Source organism: Bradyrhizobium sp. AZCC 1588 (assembly GCF_036924735.1).
Taxonomy (GTDB): Bacteria; Pseudomonadota; Alphaproteobacteria; order Rhizobiales; family Xanthobacteraceae; genus Bradyrhizobium.
Window position 1 is genome coordinate 3,681,031 of record NZ_JAZHSC010000001.1, and the last position, 20,870, is coordinate 3,701,900.

Consider the following 20,870-nt stretch of genomic DNA (forward strand, 5'->3'; position numbering starts at 1 on the left):
TCAGTTCGGGTAACCTTAACGGGCGATGGTAAATGAGTGATGAGCGGGGGCGGGGGGAGACCCATTCACCCCTTCAAAAATTCACCCGCCTTGTACAGCGAACGAAACTCAAGCCCTGCCTCGGCAAAGGCTTCGGTCGCGCCTTCCTCGCGGTCTACCATCGTAAGCACGAGCACGATCTCGCCGCCGGCTTCGCGCACGGCCTCGACCGCCTTCAACGCCGAGCCGCCTGTCGTGGTGACGTCCTCGACGATCACGATGCGCTTGCCCTGCAGGGTCTCGCCCTTGGCAAGGCCCTCCACAGCGAGACGCGCGCCATGCTCCTTTGGTTTCTTGCGCACGAAAAACGCCGCGATCGGGTGGCCCTTGATCCAGGAGAGCTGCGCGATCGCGCCCGCCAGTGGGACCGCGCCCATCTCCAGCCCGCCGACGAAATCGAGATTGTCGTCCTTCAACGCCTCATAGGTCAGCTCGGCCAAGAGCGCCGCACCTTCGGGGTCGAGCATGGTCGGCTTGAGGTTGAAGTAGAAGTCGCTCTTGCGGCCTGAGGCCAGAGTGATCTCGCCGCGGCCGAACGAGCGCTTGCGGATGATCTCGGCGAGGCGGGCGCGGGAGGCTGATTTGGACAAGACGGTTTCCCCGAAGGTTTCAGGCGGGGCGCAATCTATCGGCGCTGCAGGGCAGATTCCAGCGCCGATCCGACGCCGTCAACAGGGCACGATGTCGGCATCCGCGAAAGCGGATGGCCGCGTATTCCGCAGCGGCGGTTGTAACGCCCCGAAGTTCCGGGGTACTGGATACCCCGCGTTCCGCGGGGATGACAAAAATGACAATCGAACTGCACACCTGGAACACGCCAAACGGCCGCAAGATCTCAGTTGCGCTGGAGGAAATGGGGCTGCCCTACAAGGTGATCCCGGTGAACATCACCAAGGGCGAGCAGATGGCGCCCGCCTTTCTCAAGCTCAGCCCGAACAACAAGATCCCGGCGATCATCGATCCCGACGGCCCCGGCGGCAAGCCGGTCAGCATCTTCGAGTCCGGTGCGATCCTGCTTTATCTCGGCGAGAAGACCGGCAAGTTCCTGCCCAAGCCGCTGGCCGAGCGTATCCCGGTCTATGAATGGCTGATGTGGCAGATGGGCGGCTTTGGGCCGATGCCCGGCCAGGTGCACCATTTCATCGCGCTTGAGAACGAGACCGACCGCGCCTATGGCCTCAAGCGCTTCATGGCCGAAACCCGCCGGCTCTACGGCGTCCTCGACCGTCGGCTGGAGGGCCGGGAGTTCGTCGCCGATGCCTTGTCGGTCGCCGACTTCGCCATCCTCGGCTGGGCCTGGCGCCACCCGCGCCACAAGGTGGAGCTGAAGGATTTTCCGAACGTCGAGCGCTGGTACAACGCCCTGATGGCACGCCCGGCGACCAAGCGCGGCATGGAAGCGAAGCTGGATTGAGCTCTCTATCCTAGCGCAATTCTGTCGTCGCCCGGCTTGACCGGGCGATCCAGGGCGGATTCAACCGGTCGTCGCAACACTTCAGCCAAGGAGGTTGCGATGAATGGATACAGAGAAGATTCGGGCCGGAGTGCGCGATCACCAGGCCGGGTTCCGAAGGCACGGCGGGAGAATTGCAGACGGTTTTGGGCGGCGGTTGCCTCGGGGCGCTCGAGCGAAGATGCTGCAGTTGACGCCGGGGTGTCTCCGGTTGTCGGAGTGCGGTGGTTCCGGAGGGCCGGCGGAATGCCGCCAACACATTTCTCGCAATCGTCAAAACCTCCATCAGGGCGCTACCTTTCTTTCGCCGAACGTGAAGAGATCGCGATCTTGCGCGCGCAGGGTCACGGCGTACGAGCCATTGCTGGTCATCTTGGTCGCCCGCCATCCACGATCTCTCGCGAGCTCCGACGCAATGCGGCACGCCGCCACGGCGCTCCAGAATACCGAGCGACGACGGCACAATGGCACGCGGATCAATCTGCCCGACGCCCGAAGCCGGCGAAGTTGGCGGTCAATCCGATTCTGCGCGATTATGTGCAAGACAGGCTTGCCGGTATGATCGCCACTCGGGCCGGGGCGCCTATCGCTGGCCCGAAGGTTGTGTGGAAGGGGCGCCGAGCCGTGCATCGGCAGAACCGACGCTGGGCAACAGCGTGGAGCCCGGAACAGATTTCTCGCCGTCTTCGGCTCGATTTTCCCGAGGATGAGACGATGCGGATCAGTCACGAGGCGATCTACCAAGCACTTTACGTGCAAGGCCGAGGAGCGCTGCGCCGCGAACTGACGGCTTGTTTGCGTACGGGACGGGCGCTTCGGATGCCGAGGGCGCGCACGCGCAAGCAGGGCAGAAGCTTCGTTTCTCCCGAGATTATGATCAGTCAACGACCGGCGGAGGCAGCCGATCGAGCCGTGCCGGGACATTGGGAAGGGGATCTCATCGTAGGCCTTGGAAGTTCTGCGATCGGCACCTTGGTAGAGCGCACCACACGATTTACCATGCTGCTGCATCTGCCGCGCATGCCGGGCCATATTCATGGAGTTCGTGCGAAGAATGGACCGGCACTCGCCGGACACGGGGCTGAGGCGGTGCGCGACGCTATCGCTCGCGCGATCGTCACCATGCCCGAGCAACTGCGTCGGTCTCTGACTTGGGATCAAGGAGCCGAGTTGGCTCAGCATGCACGCCTGAAGATCGATGCGGGCGTGCATGTCTACTTCTGTGATCCTCACAGCCCATGGCAGCGCGGCTCCAACGAGAACACCAACGGACTGCTGCGACAGTACTTTCCGAAAGGTACCGATCTTGGCGCACACAGTGTCGACGACCTTGAAGCCGTGGCTCTTGCACTCAACACCAGGCCCCGGAAAACCCTCGGCTGGAAAACACCAGCGGAAACTCTCGACGAACTTCTCCGAGCGGGCCATACATGAAGTGTTGCGACGACCGGTTGAATCCGCCCAGTACGCCGCGGCTTTTCTTATGAAGCGAAGTGGTCAATGCGGCACGAGTTGCTCTTCAAAACACGTGCTCTGGGATACTGGGTCGCCCGGTCCCAGTGCGCAATTGCGCACAAGGCCGGGCGATGACAGCGGTGTACTTGGAGAGAGGCCGGCATCACGCCCGCTTCGCCTCGAACGCCATCTTCACCGCAAGCCCTGCCAGCACCGTTCCCATCAGCCAGCGCTGCAGCAACAGCCACGTCGGCCGCGAGCCGAGAAACATTGCGATCGATCCGGCGGCGAGCGCGATCATCGCATTGACGCTGACGCTGATCACGATCTGGATCGTGCCGAGTGCGAGCGACTGCGTCAGCACACCTCCCACAGCCGGATCGATGAATTGCGGCAGCAGCGCCAGGTACAGCATCGCGATCTTCGGATTGAGCAGATTGGTGACGAAGCCCATCGCAAACAATTTGCGCGGGCCGTCGACTTGCAGCTTCTTCACCTGAAACGGCGAACGCCCGTTCGGTTTCAGCGCCTGCCACGCCAGCCACAGCAAATAGGCCGCGCCGGCAAACCGCAGCGCGTCATAGGCATAAGGAACGGCAAATAGCAGCGCCGTGATGCCGAACGCCGCGCACAGCATGTAGAACACAAAGCCGAGCGCGACGCCGCCGAGCGAGACGATGCCGGCTGCCGGCCCTTGCGTAATCGAGCGCGAGATCAGGTAGATCATGTTCGGCCCCGGCGTCAGCACCATGCCGAGTGAGACCAGGGCAAAACCGAGCAGGGTTGCGATGTGAGGCATGGCAGACTCGCGGCGAGGAATGCGCACGTTTCTAGCGTGCAGCGCGCGGCGATGTCATTTCGTATATTGCTCCGATGGGGAGCCGCTATCGTTCGGAGCAATGCAGATCACGTGTCCCGGACGCGGCGCGGCATGAAATGACGCGACGCAGAGCCGGGACCCACTGGACCCCGGATCAGCAGCGCATCACCATAGCGCGTCCAAGACGCGCGTGAACGCGCTTTTGGTGCTGCGCAGCATCCGGGGAACGCATCGCCTCAATGCGCCTCGTCCCAATTATTCGCCGCCCGCGCATCCACCTGCAGCGGCAGCGAGAGCGTTACCGCCGGGAACGGCGCGTCCTGCATGACGTGCTGCACCACCGGAAGCGTCGCCGCCACTTCGCCGTCGGGCACTTCGAAGATCAGTTCGTCATGCACCTGCAACAGCATCTGCGCCGACAGCTTCTTCTCCGCCAGCGCATCTTCCATCCGGATCATGGCGCGACGGATGATGTCGGCGGCGGTGCCTTGCAGGCGCGCGTTGATTGCGGCGCGCTCGTTGAAGGAGCGGACCGAGGCGTTGGAGGCCTTGATGTCGGGATAATGACATTTCCGCCCGAACAGGGTCAGCACATAGCCATTGGTGCGACAGAAATCCCGCGTCTCGTCCATGTAGGCGCGGATGCCCGGGAAGCGCTCGAAGTACTTCTTGATGTAGGCGGAGGCTTCCTCGCGGGCGATGCCGAGCTGGTTGGCAAGGCCGAACGCCGAGATGCCGTAGATGATGCCGAAGTTGATCGCCTTCGCACGCCGCCGCACTTCACCCGGCATGTCCTTGATCGGCACGCCGAACATTTCGGATGCCGTCATGGCGTGAATGTCGAGCCCGTCGCGGAACGCCTGCTTCAAAACGGGGATGTCGGCAATCTCGGCCAACAGCCGCAATTCGATCTGCGAGTAGTCCGCCGACACCAGCTTGTGCCCGGGCGTCGCGATGAAGGCGCGGCGGATCTTGCGGCCGTCCTCGGTGCGAACCGGAATGTTCTGCAGGTTCGGCTCGTTCGACGACAGCCGCCCCGTGGTGGTCGCAGCCAGCGCGTAGGTCGTGTGCACGCGGTGGGTCTGCGGATGCACGTAATTCGGCAGCGCGTCGGTATAGGTCGATTTCAGTTTCGAGACCTGCCGCCACTCCAGAATCTTCTTCGGGAATTCATGACCCTGTTCGGCGAGCTCATCGAGAATCTGCGCCGAGGTCGACCACGCCCCGGTCTTGGTCTTGGTGCCGCCGGGGATGCCCATCTTGCCGAAGATGATGTCGCCGATCTGCTTGGGGCTGCCGACATTGATCGGCTCGCCGGCGATCTCCTGCAACTCGGCCTCGACGCGCGCTGCGGTCTGGGCGAAATCGCCCGACAGCCGCGACAGCACCTGGCGATCGATCGAAATGCCGCGCCGCTCCATCCGCGCCAGCACGGTGACCAGCGGCCGCTCCAAGGTCTCGTAGACCGTCATCATGTGCTCCGCGGCGAGCCGCGGTCTGAGCACGCGATGCAGCCGCAGGATGACGTCGGCGCTCTCGGCCGAATAGACGGCCGCCTTGTCGATCGCGACCTGGTCGAAGGTCAGCTTGTTCTTGCCGTTGCCGATTAGCTCGCTTTCGCTCGTGACGGCATGGCCAAACCAACGTTCGGCGAGTGACCCCAGCGCATGCGAGTTGCGTCCGGCGTCGAGCGCGTACGACATCAATTGCGCGTCGTCGACGTTGCGCAGGGTGACGCCGTGCTGCACCAGCATCACGGCGCTGAACTTGATATCGAAGCCGATCTTGAGAATGCCCTGTGATTCCAACAGCGGCTGCAACCCCGCCAGCGCCTCGGCGGCCGTGATCTGGTCCGGCGCGAGGCCGGCGTCGAACAGGCCTGCGCCGCCGCCGGATTGCTTGTGCGTGAGTGGAATGTAGCAGGCGTCGTTTGGCGCCAGCGCCAGCGCAATGCCGCAGATGTTGGCCTGCATTGGATCGTCCGAGCTCGCCTTGGCGACGATCGCAAACGTGCCGGCGTCATAGGCCCGCGCAACCCAGGCATTGAGCTCATCGATCGCGCGGATGGTCTGGTACTTGGTCCGATCGACCGGCAGTTTTCGCGCGGCCTCCGCGCGGGCCGCAGCCAGCGATATCGGTGTACCCTTGTGGCTCGCCCCCTTGTCCTGCTTGTCGCCGCCGGTCTTGCCCGGTGCGGTGCCGGCTTTGCCGGCGGGCGGACTGTCGAATAGCGTCGCGCCTTCGACATAGCCCTCCGGCTTCTTGCCCGATGGCGGCACCGCGAAAACGCTGGCGCCGCTCTTGTTGCCGGCATCCGGCTCGATATCGGCGGGATCGATCTGCGAATATTCGGCGACACGGCGGGTAAGGGTGGAGAACTCCATCGCCTTGAGGAAGGCGATCAGCTTGCGCGCATCCGGCTCGTGCACGGCAAGGTCATCGAGCGGCACTTCGAGATCGACCTTGTCGTCGAGCAGCACCAGTTGCCGCGAGATCCGCGCCTTCTCGGCGTTCTCGATCAGCGCCTCGCGCCGTTTCGGCTGCTTGATCTCGCCGGCGCGCTGCAGCAGCGTTTCCAGGTCGCCATATTCGACGATCAATTGCGCCGCGGTCTTGACGCCGATGCCGGGCACGCCCGGCACGTTGTCGGTGGAATCGCCGGCCAAAGCCTGCACCTCGACGACCTTTTCCGGCGGAACGCCGAATTTCTCGATCACCTCGGCGACCCCGAGGCGCCGGTCCTTCATGGTGTCGTACATGGTGACGCAGTCGGTCACGAGCTGCATCAGGTCCTTGTCCGAGGACACGATGGTGGCGGTAGCGCCGCGCTCGCAGGCGATGCGGACATAGGTCGCGATCAGATCGTCGGCCTCGAAGCCGACCTGCTCCAGGCAGGGCAGGTCGAAGGCGCGCACGGCTTCGCGGATCAAGGCAAATTGCGGGATCAGGTCGTCCGGCGCCGGCGGCCGATGCGCCTTGTAATCGGGATAGAGCTTGTTGCGGAACGTGATTTCCGACTTGTCGAACACGATCGCGAGATGCGTCGGCCTGTTATCCTCGGGCATTTCACGGAGCAGCTTCCACAGCATGTTGCAGAAGCCGAGCACGGCATTGACCTGCAGCCCGTCGGATTTGCGGTTCAAGGGCGGCAGCGCGTGATAGGCGCGGAAAATGTAGGAGGAACCGTCGACCAGGAACACATGGTCGCCCTTGCCCGGACTTTTGGCGGGGGCCTTGGCAGGGGCCTTGGTGGCGGGAGCGGGTTTCGCGGCGGCTTTGGGGGCTGATTTCGGCATGGCCGAAATCTAGGGATTTTTGCGCGGATTGACAGCCTTGGGAGAGGGATTTTGAGCCCAATACACACCCGTTACCACCCGCCTTGTGCGCAATGGCGCACTGGGGCGGGTGATCCAGTACGCCGCGGCGGTCATGTTCAACTGAGGGAGCTCGGCGTACTGGGTCGCCCGGTCCCAGTGCGCAATTGCGCACAAGGCCGGGCGATGACAGCGGAATATTTGGATACGAACCCTACTCCGCCGGCTGCAGCGCCGGCGCGGCTTTTTTCGGCGCGATCCAGAACGCGGCCGGGCGGACGAACAGGAAGTTCGCCCGCAGCGCCAGCGCCAGGCGCCAGATCACCACCGCCCCCGCGACGCCTGCAACCGTCACGATCAGCGAGACCATTCCGATATCAGCGATCAGGCCGGTCTTCAAAAGCAGCGTTCGGGTCACCGCCATCGGCAGGAAGAAGGCGAGATAGATGACGATGGAATGCTCGCCGCAATAGCGCAGGAAATTCAGCCACTGCGTGCGCGCCAGCAGCGTGCCCATGACGATGATGGCGCCGGCGCCCGCAAAGCCGAGCGCCAGTGAAACGAGCGGCCATTCGTCAAAGCCGGATACGACCAGCGCGCCGTTGACGAGCGTCCACAGCGCGACGCCCACGAGTGCGAGGGCCGGGCGCGCCCGCGCGCGGTCCGACACCGCGAACACGTAGTTGGCAAACAGGTAGCCGGAATAGAAATAGACGAAACGCCCGCAGAATTCGTCGATCACGGTCCAGCCGGTCGTGATATGCGCCATCTCGAGCGCCGCGGCCGCGAGCCAGATCGCAAGCGGCGGGACGCCGCGCAACAGTTTTGTGACAACGAAGAACACCGGCAACAAATAAATGAACCACAACGTGCCGAACGGCTCGATGAAGGATTCCAGATACATGAATCCGACATGCCGCCAACCCGATTCAGCGGCGAACCCAGGAGCCTTGAAGCCGAACTGGATCGTCACCCACAGCACATAAAAATAAGCGAAGTGCAGGACCTTGCGGTCGAGATAGGTGCGCCAGTCACGGTCGATGACAACGGCAAGAAACAGGCCCGAAATCAGGAAGAAATCCGGCATCCGGAACGGCTTTGCGAACATCACGAACGCATGCATGAAGCCGGTCTGGCCGGCCGCCGCTTCGACCCCCAGCACCGAATGCATCATCACTACCATGACGATGCAGATGCCCTTGGCGTAGTCCACCCAATCGATACGGGTGGAGCGTTCCGTGACGGCGGATGTACCGTTTGAAGTCATCGGTGTCCCTTTTCGGCGCGAGGCGGCCGCATCTTCGGCCCGATCCGTTGCTTTCTTCTTTATCCATACAAATCACATGCCGGGATCGGGCGCTTTTTCCGGTTTCCCCTTTGATGAAAAATGCTCTAAGACGCCCGCAAAATCGGGACTGGCGTTAACCATCAAATACGGATTGTTTTCATGCGAATCGCCATGATTGGCACGGGCTATGTGGGGCTGGTATCCGGCGCCTGCTTTGCCGATTTCGGCCACCAGGTCACCTGCGTGGACAAGGACGCCGGCAAGATCGAAGCCCTGCGCCGAGGTGAGATCCCGATTTTCGAGCCCGGGCTCGACGCGCTGGTGGCCTCCAACGTCAGGGCTAAGCGGCTGGATTTCACCACCGACCTGACCGCGCCGGTGGCGGAAGCCGACGCCGTGTTCATCGCCGTCGGGACGCCCTCGCGGCGTGGCGACGGCCATGCCGACCTCACTTACGTCTACAGCGCCGCGCGCGAGATCGCGGCGGCGCTGTCGGGCTTCACGGTGGTGGTGACCAAATCGACCGTGCCGGTCGGCACTGGCGATGAGGTCGAACGATTGATCAGCGAGGCTAATCCGTCGGCCGACGTCGTGGTCGCCTCCAATCCGGAATTTTTGCGCGAGGGCGCCGCGATCCGCGACTTCAAATTCCCCGACCGTATCGTGGTCGGGACCGACGACGAACGCGGGCGCAAGGTGCTCGGCGACGTCTACCGGCCGCTGTCGCTCAACCAGGCGCCGTTGATGTTCACGGCGCGGCGCACCGCTGAACTGATCAAATACGCGGCCAACGCGTTCCTCGCCACCAAGATCACCTTCATCAACGAGATTGCCGATCTCTCGGAAAAAGTCGGCGCCGACGTGCAGCAGGTCGCGCGTGGCATCGGGCTCGACAACCGCATTGGCTCAAAATTCCTGCATGCTGGTCCGGGCTTCGGCGGCTCCTGTTTTCCGAAGGATACCCGCGCGCTGGTCAAGATCGCCCAGGACCATGACGTGCAACTGCGCATCGTCGAGGCCGTGCTCGGCGTCAACGACAACCGCAAGCGCGCGATGGCGCGCAAGGTGTCGAATGCCGCCGGCAACCTGCGCGGCAAGACGGTCGCGGTGCTCGGCCTCACCTTCAAGCCCGACACCGACGACATGCGCGAGGCGCCGTCGATTCCGCTCGTCACCGGCCTGCTCGACATGGGCGCGAAAGTGCGCGCGCACGATCCGGTTGGCATGGAGCAGGCGAAGAAGGAGCTGCCCGAGATCGAATATTGCGACGACCCCTATGAGTGCGTGAAGGGCGCGGACGCCATGGTGATCGTCACCGAATGGGTCCAGTTCCGCGCGCTCGACCTCGATCGGATCAAGGGCGCGATGGCGCAGCCCGTTATCGTAGATCTGCGCAATATTTATCGCTCCGAAGACATGGCGGCCCATGGCTTCGTTTACGAGAGTGTGGGACGGGCGGCTCCGCCGAGGACTTGATGCGCCAACGCGCGATCAGGAATGTATCCATGAATGCGCGCGATGAATTTCGACGTGAGATGGATGAAGCTCTGACTTCCCTTGCTGGCTCGATTGCACCAAAGATCGACCAGAACAGTCGTGATCTCTTGGCTGAATTCATAGAGAATTTCGAGTTTGGAGTGGCCTTGGAATGGCTACACTCCTTGACCGTCTCAAAAGGGATCCAGCTTTCGTCCGAGCAAGAGCAGGAAATTCGAAGGCTTGCTCAACGTATGGGTCTTGACCTCGGCTAGTGTTGAAAAGGTATTGAGATGGTGCGTGCCCCGGGATACGCCCGGGCATGACCCGCTGGTGAGAATTTGTCCCGTAGCTTCGACACGCCCCTGCCGATCGACGCGGTGCTCGAGGAGCTCGACCGCACGCTCGCGGCCAACAACACCGCGGTGCTGGTGGCCCCTCCCGGTGCCGGCAAGACCACGCGGGTGCCGCTCGCGCTGCTCGATGCGCCCTGGCTGAAGGACAAGAAGATGATCATGCTGGAGCCGCGGCGGATCGCGGCGCGGGCCAGCGCCGAACGAATGGCGCGGACGCTCGGCGAGCGGGCAGGGGAGACCGTCGGCTATCGCGTCCGCTTCGGCTCCAAGATCTCGCGCGCGACCCGGATCGAGGTGGTCACCGAGGGAATCTTCTCGCGCCAGATTCTCGATGATCCCGAATTGAACGGCGTCGCCGCCGTGCTGTTCGATGAATTTCACGAGCGTTCGCTCGACGCCGATCTGGGGCTCGCGCTCGCCCGCGATGCGCAGACTGGCCTGCGCGAGGACCTGCGCATCCTCGTAATGTCGGCAACGCTCGACGGCGCAAGGGTCGGCAAACTGCTCGGGGATGCACCAGTGGTTGCCAGCGAAGGCCGTGCGTTTGCGGTGGAGACACGTTATCTCGGCCGCAAGGCGGACGCACCGATCGAGCGGCAGATGGCGGATGCGATCGCGACCGCGCTGCGCGCCGATCCCGGCTCGGTGCTGGCGTTTCTGCCGGGCGCCGCCGAAATCCGCCGCACCCGGAATTTTCTCAGTGAGCGGGTGCATGATCCAGCCGTCGAGATCGTACCGCTGTTCGGTGCGCTGGAGGCCGCCGTGCAGGACCGCGCCATCGCGCCGGCACCGAAGGGGCAACGCAAAGTCGTGCTAGCGACGTCGATCGCCGAGACCTCGCTGACCATCGAGGGCGTCCGCATCGTCGTCGATTCCGGCCTGGCGCGGGTGCCGCGTTACGAGCCCGATATCGGCCTGACGCGGCTCGAGACCGTGCGCGCCTCGCGCGCCGCGGTCGACCAGCGCCGCGGCCGCGCCGGCCGCACCGAGCCCGGCGTGTGCTACCGGCTGTGGGACGAGCCGCAGACGGCTTCGCTTGCCGCCTACACCCAGCCGGAAATTCTCTCGGCCGATCTATCCTCGCTGGTGCTCGATCTCGCGCAATGGGGCGTCCGCGATCCGGCGACGCTGGCGTTTCTCGATTCCCCGCCGGCGCCGGCGCTGAAGGAAGCGGGGAGCCTGCTTCTCGAACTCGGTGCTCTCGATAGCGACGGCCGCATCACCGCAGAGGGCAAGAGCCTTCGGGCTCTGGCGCTGCCGCCACGGCTGGCGCGCATGATCGTGGATTCGCACCGGCTGGGCGCGGGCGAAGAGGCCGCCGAAATCGCCGCGATCCTCACCGAACGCGGCCTCGGCGGCGACAGCGTCGATCTCGACGTCAGGCTCGATCAGTTCCGCCGCGACCGCTCGCCGCGCGCTTCCAGCGCGCGCAGTCTCGCCCAGCGCTGGGCGCAGCAGGTGGGGGCCGAGGAGCGTGCTCTCTCTTCTCCCTCCCCCCTTGCGGGGGAGGGCCGGGGAGAGGGGTCCACACGGGTAGTCTTTCCTGGGCTTACCCCTTCCCCCAACCCCTCCCCGCAGGGGGGAGGGGAGCCCGGGCAGTCTCGCGTCCCTAACGCAGAACTCTCCACCGGCGTCATGCTCGCGCTTGCCTTCCCCGATCGGGTCGCCCGCAACCGCGGCAACGGCAGTTTCGTGCTCGCCAACGGTCGTGGCGCTGCCGTCGAGCAAGCCTCGTCGCTGGCGCGCGCGCCCTATATCGCGGTCGCCGAACTGACCGGCACCGCAGCCCAGGGGCGCATTCTGCTGGCGGCACCGATCGCGCAAGGAGATATCGAATCGCATTTCGCCGATCAGATCGAAAGCACCGAAGAGATTTCGTTCGATCGCGGCGCGATGGCGCTGCGTGCCCGCCGCAAGCGGACGCTGCACGCAATCACGCTGTCGGAAGCGCCGATGGCGCTGTCGCCGTCGGCAGAGACCGCACGCATCTTCGCTGCGGGCTTGGTCGCCGCGGGGCTCGACAAGCTGCCATGGTCGAAATCTCTGAAGCAGTGGCGCGACCGCGTGATGTTCCTGCGCAAGGCGGAAGGTGAGAGCTGGCCCGATCTGTCGGATGCTGCGCTGGCAGCCGGAGCCGAGAACTGGCTGGTGCCGGCGCTCTACGGCAAGACCTCGCTGAAGGATTTTTCCTCCGGCGATCTCTCGGATGCGCTGATGATGCTGTTGCCATGGGAATTGCGCGCGCGGCTGGAGCGCGAGGCGCCGACGCATTTCGAGGCGCCGACCGGCACCATGCTGGCGATCGACTACGAGGCCGAGCAGGGCCCGACCATTGCCGTACGCCTGCAGGAACTGTTCGGGCTCAACACCCATCCTTCGATCGCCAAAGGCAAGGTGCCGCTGGTGCTGGAATTGCTGTCCCCGGCGCAACGTCCGGTGCAGGTGACGCGCGACCTTCCAGGCTTCTGGCGCGGCAGCTATGCGGCCGTGCGCTCCGACCTGCGCGGCCGTTATCCCCGTCATCCCTGGCCGGAAGACCCGGCCACCGCGCTGCCGACCCGCCGGGTCAAGCCGCGCGGGACGTGAGGGCTTGAGCTCCCTCTCCCCGCAAGCGGGGCGAGGTTCAGGACGCCCCGTTAACACTTCACTCATCCTTTTCGTCAAAATGGCACGCCCGGTCATCGCCGTTAGTCGCGATTTCGCGGCCGGCGTGGTGATATCGGCGGTCTGGCAGTCGAGTGTGGCGTGATGCGTAACCTGATGATCCTTGCCGCCGTCCTGATCGGCCTCGGCACCTACATGGCGCAGATGGCGGACAAGATGTCGCCGACCTCGGCCTCCGCCAGTACGTCGCCGAAAAAAGCTCCCGTGCAAACGGTCGCGCAAGCCTCCGGTCGTAGCCTCGACATTCCCCGCGATGCGCGCGGCCATTTCCAGACCGACGGCCGCATCGATGGGCAACGCATCAACTTCATGGTCGATACCGGCGCCTCGCTGGTGGCGTTGAACGAAAAGTCGGCGGCCCGCTTCGGCCTGCGTCCCTCGCGCAGCGACTACAACGCAACCGTCACCACCGCCAACGGCACCATCAAGGCCGCGCGTACGCGGCTTGCGATGATCGAACTCGGCGGCCTCGTGGTGCGCGACGTTGATGCCGTGGTGCTGCCGGACGAGGCACTGTCCGAAAACCTGCTCGGCCTGTCGTTCCTGTCGAAGCTGAAGCGCTTCGAATATGCCAACGGCAGAATGGTGCTGGAACAGTAAGGTTACCCGGCTACCAAACCGCCGCAATTGACCGTCAAAACGCGTCGGCCCGCCTTTCGCCCGGCCTGCGCTTTCGCTATGGCTGCGGTCCCCTCGCTTTCATGACAAGGCCATCCCATGTTCCCGAAGCCCAAATCCGTGCTGGTTCCGAATACCTATGACTTCGAATCCGGGCCGATGGTGAAGGCGACTGGTTTCCGCGAATACGACGCGCGCTGGCTGTTCGAGAAGGAAATCAATTTGATGGGCGTTCAGGCGCTGGGCATGGGGCTCGGTGCGCTGATTGCGGAACTCGGCGTGAAACAGGAAATCGTCACCGGCCACGATTTCCGCGGCTATTCGGCCTCGATCAAATACGCGCTGATTTCCGGCCTGATGGCCGCGGGCTGCAAGGTGCACGACATCGGGCTCGCGGTGACGCCGATGGCCTATTTCGCGCAGTTCGATCTCGACGTGCCCTGCGTCGCCATGGTCACCGCCTCGCACAACGACAATGGCTGGACCGGCGTCAAGATGGGTGCCAACCGCCCGCTCACCTTCGGCCCCGACGAGATGACGCGGCTGAAAGAGATCGTGCTCAACGCTGATTTCAAGAACAGGGTCGGCGGCTCTTATCAATTCCACGAGAACTTTCCGGCGCGCTATATCGCCGATCTCACCAGCCGTTCCAAGCTGAAACGCAAGCTGAAGGTTGTTGCCGCCTGCGGCAACGGCACCGCGGGCGCGTTCGCGCCGCAGGTTTTGGAGGCGATCGGCTGCGAAGTGATCCCGCTCGACACCGAGCTCGACCACACGTTTCCGAAGTACAATCCGAATCCGGAAGACATGGAGATGCTGCACGCGATCCGCGACGCCGTGCTCAAGCACAAGGCCGATGTGGGCCTGGGCTTCGACGGCGACGGCGACCGCTGCGGCGTCGTCGACAATACCGGCGAGGAAATCTTCGCCGACAAGGTCGGCGTGATGCTGGCGCGCGACATGTCGGCGATCCACAAGGAAGCGCAGTTCGTGGTCGACGTGAAATCGACGGGATTGTTCGTCACGGATCCGGTGCTGCAGAAGCAGGGCGCGAAGACCGCCTACTGGAAAACCGGCCATTCCTACATGAAGCGCCGCACCAACGAGATGGGCGCGCTGGCAGGCTTCGAAAAATCAGGCCACTTCTTCTTCAACAAGCCGTTCGGCCGCGGCTATGACGACGGCCTGGTCTCGGCAATTGCGATCTGCGAGATGCTCGATCGCGCGCCTGATAAGTCGATGGCGGACCTGAAGAACGCGCTGCCGAAAACCTGGTCGTCGCCGACCATGTCGCCGCATTGCGCCGACGAGGCCAAATACGGCGTCGCCGACGCCGTGGTGAAACATTTCGAAGCGCTGCAGAAGAAGGGCGACAAGGTCGCCGGCCAGAATATCCGCGACCTCGTCACCGTCAACGGCGTGCGCGTGACCGTCGAGGACGGAAGCTGGGGTCTGGTGCGGGCCTCATCGAACAAGCCGGAACTGGTGGTCGTGGTCGAGAGCCCGATGAGTGAGGCGCGCATGCGCGACATGTTCGAGGCGATGGATTCCGTGCTGCGCACGCATCCGGAAGTGGGTGAGTATAACCAGAAGATTTGAAGGGGTTCTCGTGTCCCGGGCGCGGCGCAGTGCGAGCGAAGCGAGTAGTGCGCCGCAGAACCGGGACCTATTTCGCGGAGGACACCGTGGGTCCCGGCTCTGCGGTGCACCGCTGAAGAAGCGCTGCACCGCGTCCGGGACACGATAGAAACTTACGCCGCCGGCACTGGCAGTGCGGTCACCGACTTGATCTTCTCCATCGCAAACCGCGAGGTGACGTTCTTCAGCGGCACGGCGCTGATCAGCTTTTTGTAGAACACGTCATAGCTCGCCATATCGGCGACCACGACGCGCAGCATGTAGTCGACGTCGCCGGCCATCCGATAAAACTCCATCACCTCGGGCATGGCGCTGACGGCGTCGGCGAACTTTCGCAGCCAGGCCTCGGAATGGTCGGCGCTCTCGACCGACACGAACACGGAAATGCCGAGCCCGATCTTGTTCTGGTCGACCAGCGCGACCCGGCGCAGGATCACGCCATCGGCCTCCAGCCGCTGGATCCGCTTCCAGCACGGCGTCGACGACAGCCCAACCCGGTCCCCAATCTCGGCAACCGATAGCGAGGCGTCCTCCTGCAGCACGGTCAGGATCTTGCGGTCGATGGCATCCAGCCGGCGGCTGGCTTCAGGAAGTTGAACGGCTAGGTCGGTCATGAGAAGAATGTTCCATATGAAAGGTCTGATCCCCTCATATATAGAAAATTCTTCTATAGCAAGTCGCTAGTGGTTGGTCGAAGTCTGGCCTGCGGCTTGGCCGTGGGTCAAAAACTCTTCAACTTCAGCACGTTGTGGGGCTGCGAAGGCCCCCCCGAAGCGGGTGCATTTCAGCGCTGCCGCGGCGGAGGCGAATCGGAGCGCCTGCCGCAATTCCTGGTTCTCGGTGATCGCGAGCGCAAACGCGCCGTGGAACACGTCGCCGGCGCCCAAGGTATCTACCGTATGCACCGGGAAAGCCGGGGTTTCCTGGATGCCGCCGTTCTCGTCGAGCCAGATCGTACCCCTCGGGCCTCGGGTTCCCGCCAGAAATGAGGGGGTCAGCTTTGCAATTTTCTTCAGCGCCTGGGCATCGTCGCTAACGTCTGCGGTTTCCTGCAGCGGCTCGCTTGAGAACACCAGGTGGGTGGAGGCGGTTAACAATCCCTCGCGCATCGACATCGCGCGATCGACGTCGACGATGACGGGAATGCCGCGCCGGACCGCCTCGGCGCAGAGCTCGGTGCAGAATTCCGCGCAGCGGCTCTCGGTGAGAATGGCGGCGCAATCGTCCAGCAGCGTGTCGAAGTCGGGCAACTTCACATGCCACAGGTTCGGATCGCGGAAGGTCACGATGGTGCGCTCGCCGGAAGGATCGATCATCACCGCCGAGATCGGCGTCACCAGCCCCGGCATGTGGATCAGATGTTTTGTCTCGATGCCCTCATGCGCCATCTGCTCGAAGATGAAGCGGCTCGATGTTTCCTTGGCATCGCCCATCGGCCCGCAAATCGAGGCGCGGCCACCGAGCCGAACGATGCCGATCGCACCATTGAGCGCGTTGCCGCCGCAGATTTCGTCGAATGCGGTGGCGTTCTCCTTGGAACCGCGCCCGGGAACGCCCGGCGTATGAAAAGTGAGGTCACGCACCGGCATGCCGATGCAGAGGACACGCGGGGGTATTTTCGGCGCCTTGTCCTGAAAGTTCATGCGTGGATCCGTCATGTCCGTTCAAGTCCCCAGTTAATCGAGCAAGCAGGCGCCGGTTCCGTGCTACGCGCAGTTATCCCCGCGGATGCAACCATTGGCCGATCAAATGATGCGCGATCGCGAAGGGATGCGCGGCAAACAGGCCGTCGGGGTGCTGGCGCTTGTGCATGAGAGTGACCTCGGCGCGACTGAACCAGCGCGCGTCCTCGAGTTCTGCGCGGTCCACCACGATCTCCTCGTTGAGCGCGCGCGCGGAACATCCGATCATCAGCGATGACGGATAGGGCCACGGCTGCGTCATGTAATAGCTCACGTCGGTGCAACGAATGCCGGATTCCTCGAAAATTTCCCGGCAGACCGCGTCCTCGATCGTCTCGGCCGCTTCGACGAAGCCGGCGAGGCATGACCACATTCCAGGCATGAACTGCTTCTGCCGGCCGAGCAGGCATCGATCGCCGTGCGTGACCAGCATGATTACGACCGGATCGGTGCGCGGAAAGTGCTCGGCTTTGCAGCTCGGGCACTCGCGCTTCCAGCCGCCTTCCTTCATCGCTGTGCGGGTACCGCAATTGGCGCAATAGCCGTGGCGCTGATGCCAGGTCACCATCGATTTGGCCATGGCGATCGCGGAGAGTTGTTCCGGCGGAACGGTGCCCTGCATGGCCATGCCGCGCAGCTCGGTCACGGCGACACCGTCGCGCGTCATCAGCTTCTCCACGGCCGCCGCCGAAATACCCATGCCGAACACCGGCGCGCCGTCGCGCAGGCCCAGAAAGATGGTGCCGGGATTGGCGCCGAGCTTCACGGCTTCTTCGATGCCGAGCAGCACGCGCGGCCCATCCGCCTCCTGCTTCACCAGAAGCGAGTCGCGGTAGATCACATAGGCGCTGGCGTTGCGCTGGTTCTCCAGCGCGAACAGTTTTTCGTCATTGGTGCGCAGATGCGCGGCGCGATCCAGAATATGGGTAACGAAAGCGGGCTTCCCCAGCGGATACTTGTCGAATGCGGACATCTATTCAACCCAACCAGATCTTGCGGCGAAGCGCGTTGATGAAATTCTGGACTTCCTCGGCGTCGTGCGCCAGCGGCGGCATCACGCCCCAGACCGGGCGCGGCCAGGCCGCATCGCTGGTGCGTCGCGCGATGACATGGACATGCAACTGCGGCACCAGATTGCCCAATGCCGCGACATTGAGCTTGTCGCATTTCGTGATCTCTTTGAGCGCCCGCGAAACCCGGGAGATTTCGGTCATCAACTGCGCCTGCTCGACATCGTCGAGGTCGATGATTTCCACCGCACCTGCCCGGCGCGGGACCAGGAGCAGCCACGGGTAATGCGCGTCCTTGATCACCAGCACCTTGCACAGCGGCAGGTCGCCGATATCGATGGTGTCCTTTTTGAGCTGGGAATGCAGCGACCAGGCGGAGGCGTCAGAGGGCATCAAGAGTTCCCATGCCCGATCCATGCCGGGCCTTAGATGCATGTCGGGTCTTTAAAAGTGCCTTCTGGAGAGCACTCGCGCAGTTTCATACCAAGGTGTCATCATCCGCGAAAGCGGATGATTCAGTACGCCGTGGCCCTTCCGTTTTTACTGTTAGGCTGCGGCGTACTGGATACCCCGCTTTCGCGGGGTATGACAGGGAAACGCGGAGTATTACAGGGAAAGCCCCGCTTGCTTTCCGGCCCTTTTGGCCCCAAATAGGGATCGGGAGATTGGCGGTGGACGAGCCACTCGCCAACCGGGTCAGGTCCGGAAGGAAGCAGCCCTAACGAGGTCCGGATCGGGTCGCTCGTCAGTCTCCTACCTGTTTTTCGAGCGAAAAGCGCATGGAAGCGGCCGGGTCCGCGCCGTGCGCCTGATTTTGCTCCTTTCCGCAAGCCGGCCCTGAGAGACAATCAATTGCGGATCGACCGATGAGTGATGCTGGCGCTCCCCCCGATATGACAGCAGGCGCCGGCCAGGGTGGTTTGGAGCTCGGCGGCCAGCCCGCCACCGCCAAGCCCTACCGGGTGCTGGCGCGAAAATACCGCCCCTCCAATTTCGACGACCTGATCGGCCAGGAGGCCATGGTCCGCACCGTCTCGAACGCGTTCGAAACGGGCCGGATTCCGCAGGCCTGGATCCTGACTGGCGTCCGCGGCGTCGGCAAAACCACCACGGCCCGGATCCTCGCCCGCGCGCTCAATTACGAAAAGCCCGACGGTTCGGTGAAGGGGCCGACCATCCACATGCCGGATCTCGGCGTGCACTGCCAGGCGATCATGGAAAGCCGGCACATGGACGTGCTGGAAATGGACGCCGCGTCCCATACCGGCGTTGACGACGTCCGCCAGATCAATGACAGCGTGCGCTACGCGCCGGCGAGTGCCCGCTACAAGGTCTACATCATCGACGAAGTCCACATGCTGTCGACGGCGGCGTTCAACGCCTTCCTGAAGACGCTGGAAGAGCCGCCGGAACACGCCAAATTCGTCTTCGCCACTACCGAGATCCGTAAAGTCCCGGTGACGGTGCTGTCGCGCTGCCAGCGTTTTGACTTGCGCCGGGTCGAGGCCGACGTGCTGATGGGGCATCTCTCCAACATCGCGAAAAAGGAAGGTGTCGAGGTCGAGCCCGAGGCGCTCGGCATCATCGCGCGCGCCGCGGAGGGCTCGGTGCGCGATTCGCTGTCGCTGTTCGATCAGGCAATTGCCCATGCGGCGGGCCTCGTCCGCGCCGACGCGGTACGGCAGATGCTGGGGCTTGCCGACCGCACCCGGGTGATCGACCTGTTCGAGCACCTGGCGCGCGGCGATATCGCAAGCGCCTTTGGCGAATTCCGCAGCCAATATGACGTCGGCGCCGATCCGGTCGTGGTGCTGTCCGACATCGCCGAATTCGTCAATTTCGTTACCCGCGTGAAGGCCGTCCCCGCCACCGCCGACAACGTCGCTTTCGGCGAGACTGAGCGCGTCCGCGCCCGTGAATTTGCCGCAAAGCTGTCGATGCGGGTGCTGTCGCGGATGTGGCAGATGCTGCTCAAGGGCATCACGGAGGTGCAGACCGCGACCCGGCCGGCGGCGGCCGCCGAAATGGTGCTGGTGCGCATCGCCTATGTCGCCGACCTGCCGACGCCGGATGAAGCGATCCGGATGCTCGACCAAAACGGCGGGGGCGCGCAGATCGCGTCAGGCAGCGCGGCGCCGTCACGGGCTGCGCCCACCGCACCGGTATCCTCAATGTCTGCCGCGTCGCCGATGCGGACGCCGGCCTCGCCCCGCTCCGGCGCGGAAGCGTCCGCGCGCCCGCAAATGGCGGCGCCGTTGGCACAAACGAACTCCGCGCCCGTACTGCGGATCACGACTTTCCCGCAGCTTGTCGCGCTCGCCGGCGAAAAGCGCGATCTCCTGACCAAGGCGGCGCTGGAAGCCGATATGCGCCTGGTCCGCTTCGAGGACGGGCGGCTTGAGGTGGCGCTGGAGCGGAATGCGGCGCGGGGGCTTGTCAACGACCTCTCCCGCAAGCTGGAACTGTGGACCGGGCGGCGCTGGACCGTGATCGTCTCCAACGAGGCCGGCCAGCCGACATTGCGTTCGCAGAACGAGCAAGCGAGAAACGAGCATGCCCGCGCAGCCGAGGCCGATCCGCGCGTGCAGGAGGTGCTGGCGCGGTTTCCCGGCACCAAGGTCGTCGAGGTGCGAAGGCTTGCCGCCGAGCCGCCGGAATCCAATATTATCACTGACGACTTGAACGAGACTTCCGACGGCGACGACGACTGATCGGACTCTCGAGAGGACGGATGAATGGCTGATTTTCTCGGCATGATGAAGCAGGCGGCGGAGCTGCAATCCAAGATGCAGGCGATGCAGGAAGAGCTCGGCAATCTCGAGGTCGAGGGCATTTCCGGCGGCGGGCTGGTTGCCGTTCGCATGACCGCGAAGATGGAAGTGAAGGGCGTGAAGATCGATCCGTCGCTGATGAAGGCTGAGGAGCGCGAAGTGCTCGAGGATCTGCTGGTCACCGCGCAAAACGACGCGCGGCGCAAGGCGGAGACCGCGGCGATGGAAAAGATGCAGGCGCTGACCGGCGGGCTCGGCCTGCCGCCCGGACTTGGTCTCACCTGAA

17 protein-coding genes and 1 other RNA gene are annotated in these 20,870 nt (G+C 63.8%); 10 read left to right on the top strand and 8 right to left on the bottom strand.

The features are described 5' to 3' along the window. Positions 1-65: 65 nt before the first annotated feature. Complete coding sequence (pyrE, locus tag V1277_RS17240; protein ID WP_065743861.1) at positions 66-629, bottom strand: orotate phosphoribosyltransferase; 564 nt, start codon at positions 627-629, stop codon at positions 66-68. Positions 630-826: 197 nt separating this feature from the next. Here pyrE and V1277_RS17245 point away from each other — a divergent pair, with 197 nt between their 5' ends. Both V1277_RS17245 and V1277_RS17250 read left to right on the top strand, forming a co-directional pair. Beyond that, on the top strand, positions 827-1,453 hold the full coding sequence (locus V1277_RS17245; protein ID WP_334417362.1) for a glutathione S-transferase family protein: 627 nt from the start codon (positions 827-829) through the stop codon (positions 1,451-1,453). A gap of 99 nt (positions 1,454-1,552) precedes the next feature. After that, positions 1,553-2,926, top strand: a complete 1,374-nt coding sequence (locus V1277_RS17250) for an IS30 family transposase (protein WP_334417363.1) — start codon at positions 1,553-1,555, stop codon at positions 2,924-2,926. A gap of 184 nt (positions 2,927-3,110) precedes the next feature. Here the strand turns inward: V1277_RS17250 and V1277_RS17255 are convergent, their stop codons facing one another. From V1277_RS17255 to V1277_RS17265, 3 genes are all read right to left on the bottom strand, one after another. Continuing rightward, the gene (locus V1277_RS17255) at positions 3,111-3,746 is read right to left on the bottom strand and encodes a LysE family translocator (RefSeq protein WP_334417364.1); all 636 of its coding nucleotides are present in this window, start codon (positions 3,744-3,746) and stop codon (positions 3,111-3,113) included. Positions 3,747-4,003: 257 nt separating this feature from the next. Then, complete coding sequence (gene polA, locus V1277_RS17260; RefSeq protein ID WP_334417365.1) at positions 4,004-7,063, bottom strand: DNA polymerase I; 3,060 nt, start codon at positions 7,061-7,063, stop codon at positions 4,004-4,006. 232 nt (positions 7,064-7,295) lie between these two features. Beyond that, positions 7,296-8,348, bottom strand: a complete 1,053-nt coding sequence (locus tag V1277_RS17265; RefSeq protein WP_334417366.1) for an acyltransferase family protein — start codon at positions 8,346-8,348, stop codon at positions 7,296-7,298. Between the two features lie 180 nt (positions 8,349-8,528). Here V1277_RS17265 and V1277_RS17270 point away from each other — a divergent pair, with 180 nt between their 5' ends. From V1277_RS17270 to V1277_RS17290, 5 genes are all read left to right on the top strand, one after another. After that, positions 8,529-9,845 carry a UDP-glucose dehydrogenase family protein gene (locus tag V1277_RS17270; RefSeq protein WP_334417367.1) on the top strand — a complete coding sequence of 439 codons (1,317 nt, stop codon included), beginning with the start codon at positions 8,529-8,531 and terminating at the stop codon, positions 9,843-9,845. A 29-nt stretch (positions 9,846-9,874) separates the two neighbouring features. Further along, positions 9,875-10,120, top strand: a complete 246-nt coding sequence (locus V1277_RS17275) for a hypothetical protein (RefSeq protein WP_334417368.1) — start codon at positions 9,875-9,877, stop codon at positions 10,118-10,120. A 66-nt stretch (positions 10,121-10,186) separates the two neighbouring features. Next, positions 10,187-12,787, top strand: a complete 2,601-nt coding sequence (gene hrpB, locus V1277_RS17280; protein ID WP_334417369.1) for an ATP-dependent helicase HrpB — start codon at positions 10,187-10,189, stop codon at positions 12,785-12,787. 162 nt (positions 12,788-12,949) lie between these two features. Continuing rightward, entirely contained in the window at positions 12,950-13,465 is a 516-nt protein-coding gene (locus V1277_RS17285; protein WP_334370947.1) for a TIGR02281 family clan AA aspartic protease, read from the top strand. 117 nt (positions 13,466-13,582) lie between these two features. Continuing rightward, positions 13,583-15,082: a phosphomannomutase/phosphoglucomutase gene (locus V1277_RS17290; RefSeq protein ID WP_334417370.1), complete on the top strand. Its 1,500-nt coding sequence runs from the start codon at positions 13,583-13,585 to the stop codon at positions 15,080-15,082. 152 nt (positions 15,083-15,234) lie between these two features. Here the strand turns inward: V1277_RS17290 and V1277_RS17295 are convergent, their stop codons facing one another. The 4 genes from V1277_RS17295 to V1277_RS17310 form a co-directional block, all read right to left on the bottom strand. Continuing rightward, positions 15,235-15,735 (bottom strand): Lrp/AsnC family transcriptional regulator, encoded by a 501-nt coding sequence (locus tag V1277_RS17295; protein WP_028351627.1) that lies wholly within the window; start codon positions 15,733-15,735, stop codon positions 15,235-15,237. 66 nt (positions 15,736-15,801) lie between these two features. Beyond that, positions 15,802-16,764 (bottom strand): sugar kinase, encoded by a 963-nt coding sequence (locus tag V1277_RS17300; RefSeq protein WP_334420398.1) that lies wholly within the window; start codon positions 16,762-16,764, stop codon positions 15,802-15,804. Between the two features lie 73 nt (positions 16,765-16,837). Further along, positions 16,838-17,776, bottom strand: a complete 939-nt coding sequence (gene nudC, locus V1277_RS17305; protein WP_334417371.1) for an NAD(+) diphosphatase — start codon at positions 17,774-17,776, stop codon at positions 16,838-16,840. 4 nt (positions 17,777-17,780) lie between these two features. Further along, on the bottom strand, positions 17,781-18,206 hold the full coding sequence (locus V1277_RS17310) for an HIT domain-containing protein (RefSeq protein ID WP_213288228.1): 426 nt from the start codon (positions 18,204-18,206) through the stop codon (positions 17,781-17,783). 267 nt (positions 18,207-18,473) lie between these two features. Here V1277_RS17310 and ffs point away from each other — a divergent pair. The 3 genes from ffs to V1277_RS17325 all read left to right on the top strand — a co-directional run bounded on the left by ffs (position 18,474) and on the right by V1277_RS17325 (position 20,869). Then, an RNA gene (ffs, locus tag V1277_RS17315) (signal recognition particle sRNA small type) lies at positions 18,474-18,570 on the top strand. 109 nt (positions 18,571-18,679) lie between these two features. Further along, positions 18,680-20,524 (top strand): DNA polymerase III subunit gamma/tau, encoded by a 1,845-nt coding sequence (locus V1277_RS17320; RefSeq protein WP_334417372.1) that lies wholly within the window; start codon positions 18,680-18,682, stop codon positions 20,522-20,524. Between the two features lie 24 nt (positions 20,525-20,548). After that, entirely contained in the window at positions 20,549-20,869 is a 321-nt protein-coding gene (locus V1277_RS17325) for a YbaB/EbfC family nucleoid-associated protein (protein WP_057841937.1), read from the top strand. Position 20,870 lies beyond the last annotated feature (1 nt).

Bases quoted from the DNA above. Each gene is read 5' to 3' on its own strand.
- V1277_RS17245 (WP_334417362.1), top strand. From the start codon at position 827: ATGACAATCGAACTGCACACCTGGAACACGCCAAACGGCCGCAAGATC.
- V1277_RS17250 (WP_334417363.1), top strand. From the start codon at position 1,553: ATGAATGGATACAGAGAAGATTCGGGCCGGAGTGCGCGATCACCAGGC.
- V1277_RS17255 (WP_334417364.1), bottom strand. From the start codon at position 3,746: ATGCCTCACATCGCAACCCTGCTCGGTTTTGCCCTGGTCTCACTCGGC.
- polA (WP_334417365.1), bottom strand. From the start codon at position 7,063: ATGCCGAAATCAGCCCCCAAAGCCGCCGCGAAACCCGCTCCCGCCACC.
- V1277_RS17265 (WP_334417366.1), bottom strand. From the start codon at position 8,348: ATGACTTCAAACGGTACATCCGCCGTCACGGAACGCTCCACCCGTATC.
- V1277_RS17270 (WP_334417367.1), top strand. From the start codon at position 8,529: ATGCGAATCGCCATGATTGGCACGGGCTATGTGGGGCTGGTATCCGGC.
- V1277_RS17275 (WP_334417368.1), top strand. From the start codon at position 9,875: ATGAATGCGCGCGATGAATTTCGACGTGAGATGGATGAAGCTCTGACT.
- V1277_RS17285 (WP_334370947.1), top strand. From the start codon at position 12,950: ATGCGTAACCTGATGATCCTTGCCGCCGTCCTGATCGGCCTCGGCACC.
- V1277_RS17290 (WP_334417370.1), top strand. From the start codon at position 13,583: ATGTTCCCGAAGCCCAAATCCGTGCTGGTTCCGAATACCTATGACTTC.
- V1277_RS17295 (WP_028351627.1), bottom strand. From the start codon at position 15,735: ATGACCGACCTAGCCGTTCAACTTCCTGAAGCCAGCCGCCGGCTGGAT.
- V1277_RS17300 (WP_334420398.1), bottom strand. From the start codon at position 16,764: ATGAACTTTCAGGACAAGGCGCCGAAAATACCCCCGCGTGTCCTCTGC.
- nudC (WP_334417371.1), bottom strand. From the start codon at position 17,776: ATGTCCGCATTCGACAAGTATCCGCTGGGGAAGCCCGCTTTCGTTACC.
- V1277_RS17310 (WP_213288228.1), bottom strand. From the start codon at position 18,206: ATGCCCTCTGACGCCTCCGCCTGGTCGCTGCATTCCCAGCTCAAAAAG.
- V1277_RS17320 (WP_334417372.1), top strand. From the start codon at position 18,680: ATGAGTGATGCTGGCGCTCCCCCCGATATGACAGCAGGCGCCGGCCAG.
- V1277_RS17325 (WP_057841937.1), top strand. From the start codon at position 20,549: ATGGCTGATTTTCTCGGCATGATGAAGCAGGCGGCGGAGCTGCAATCC.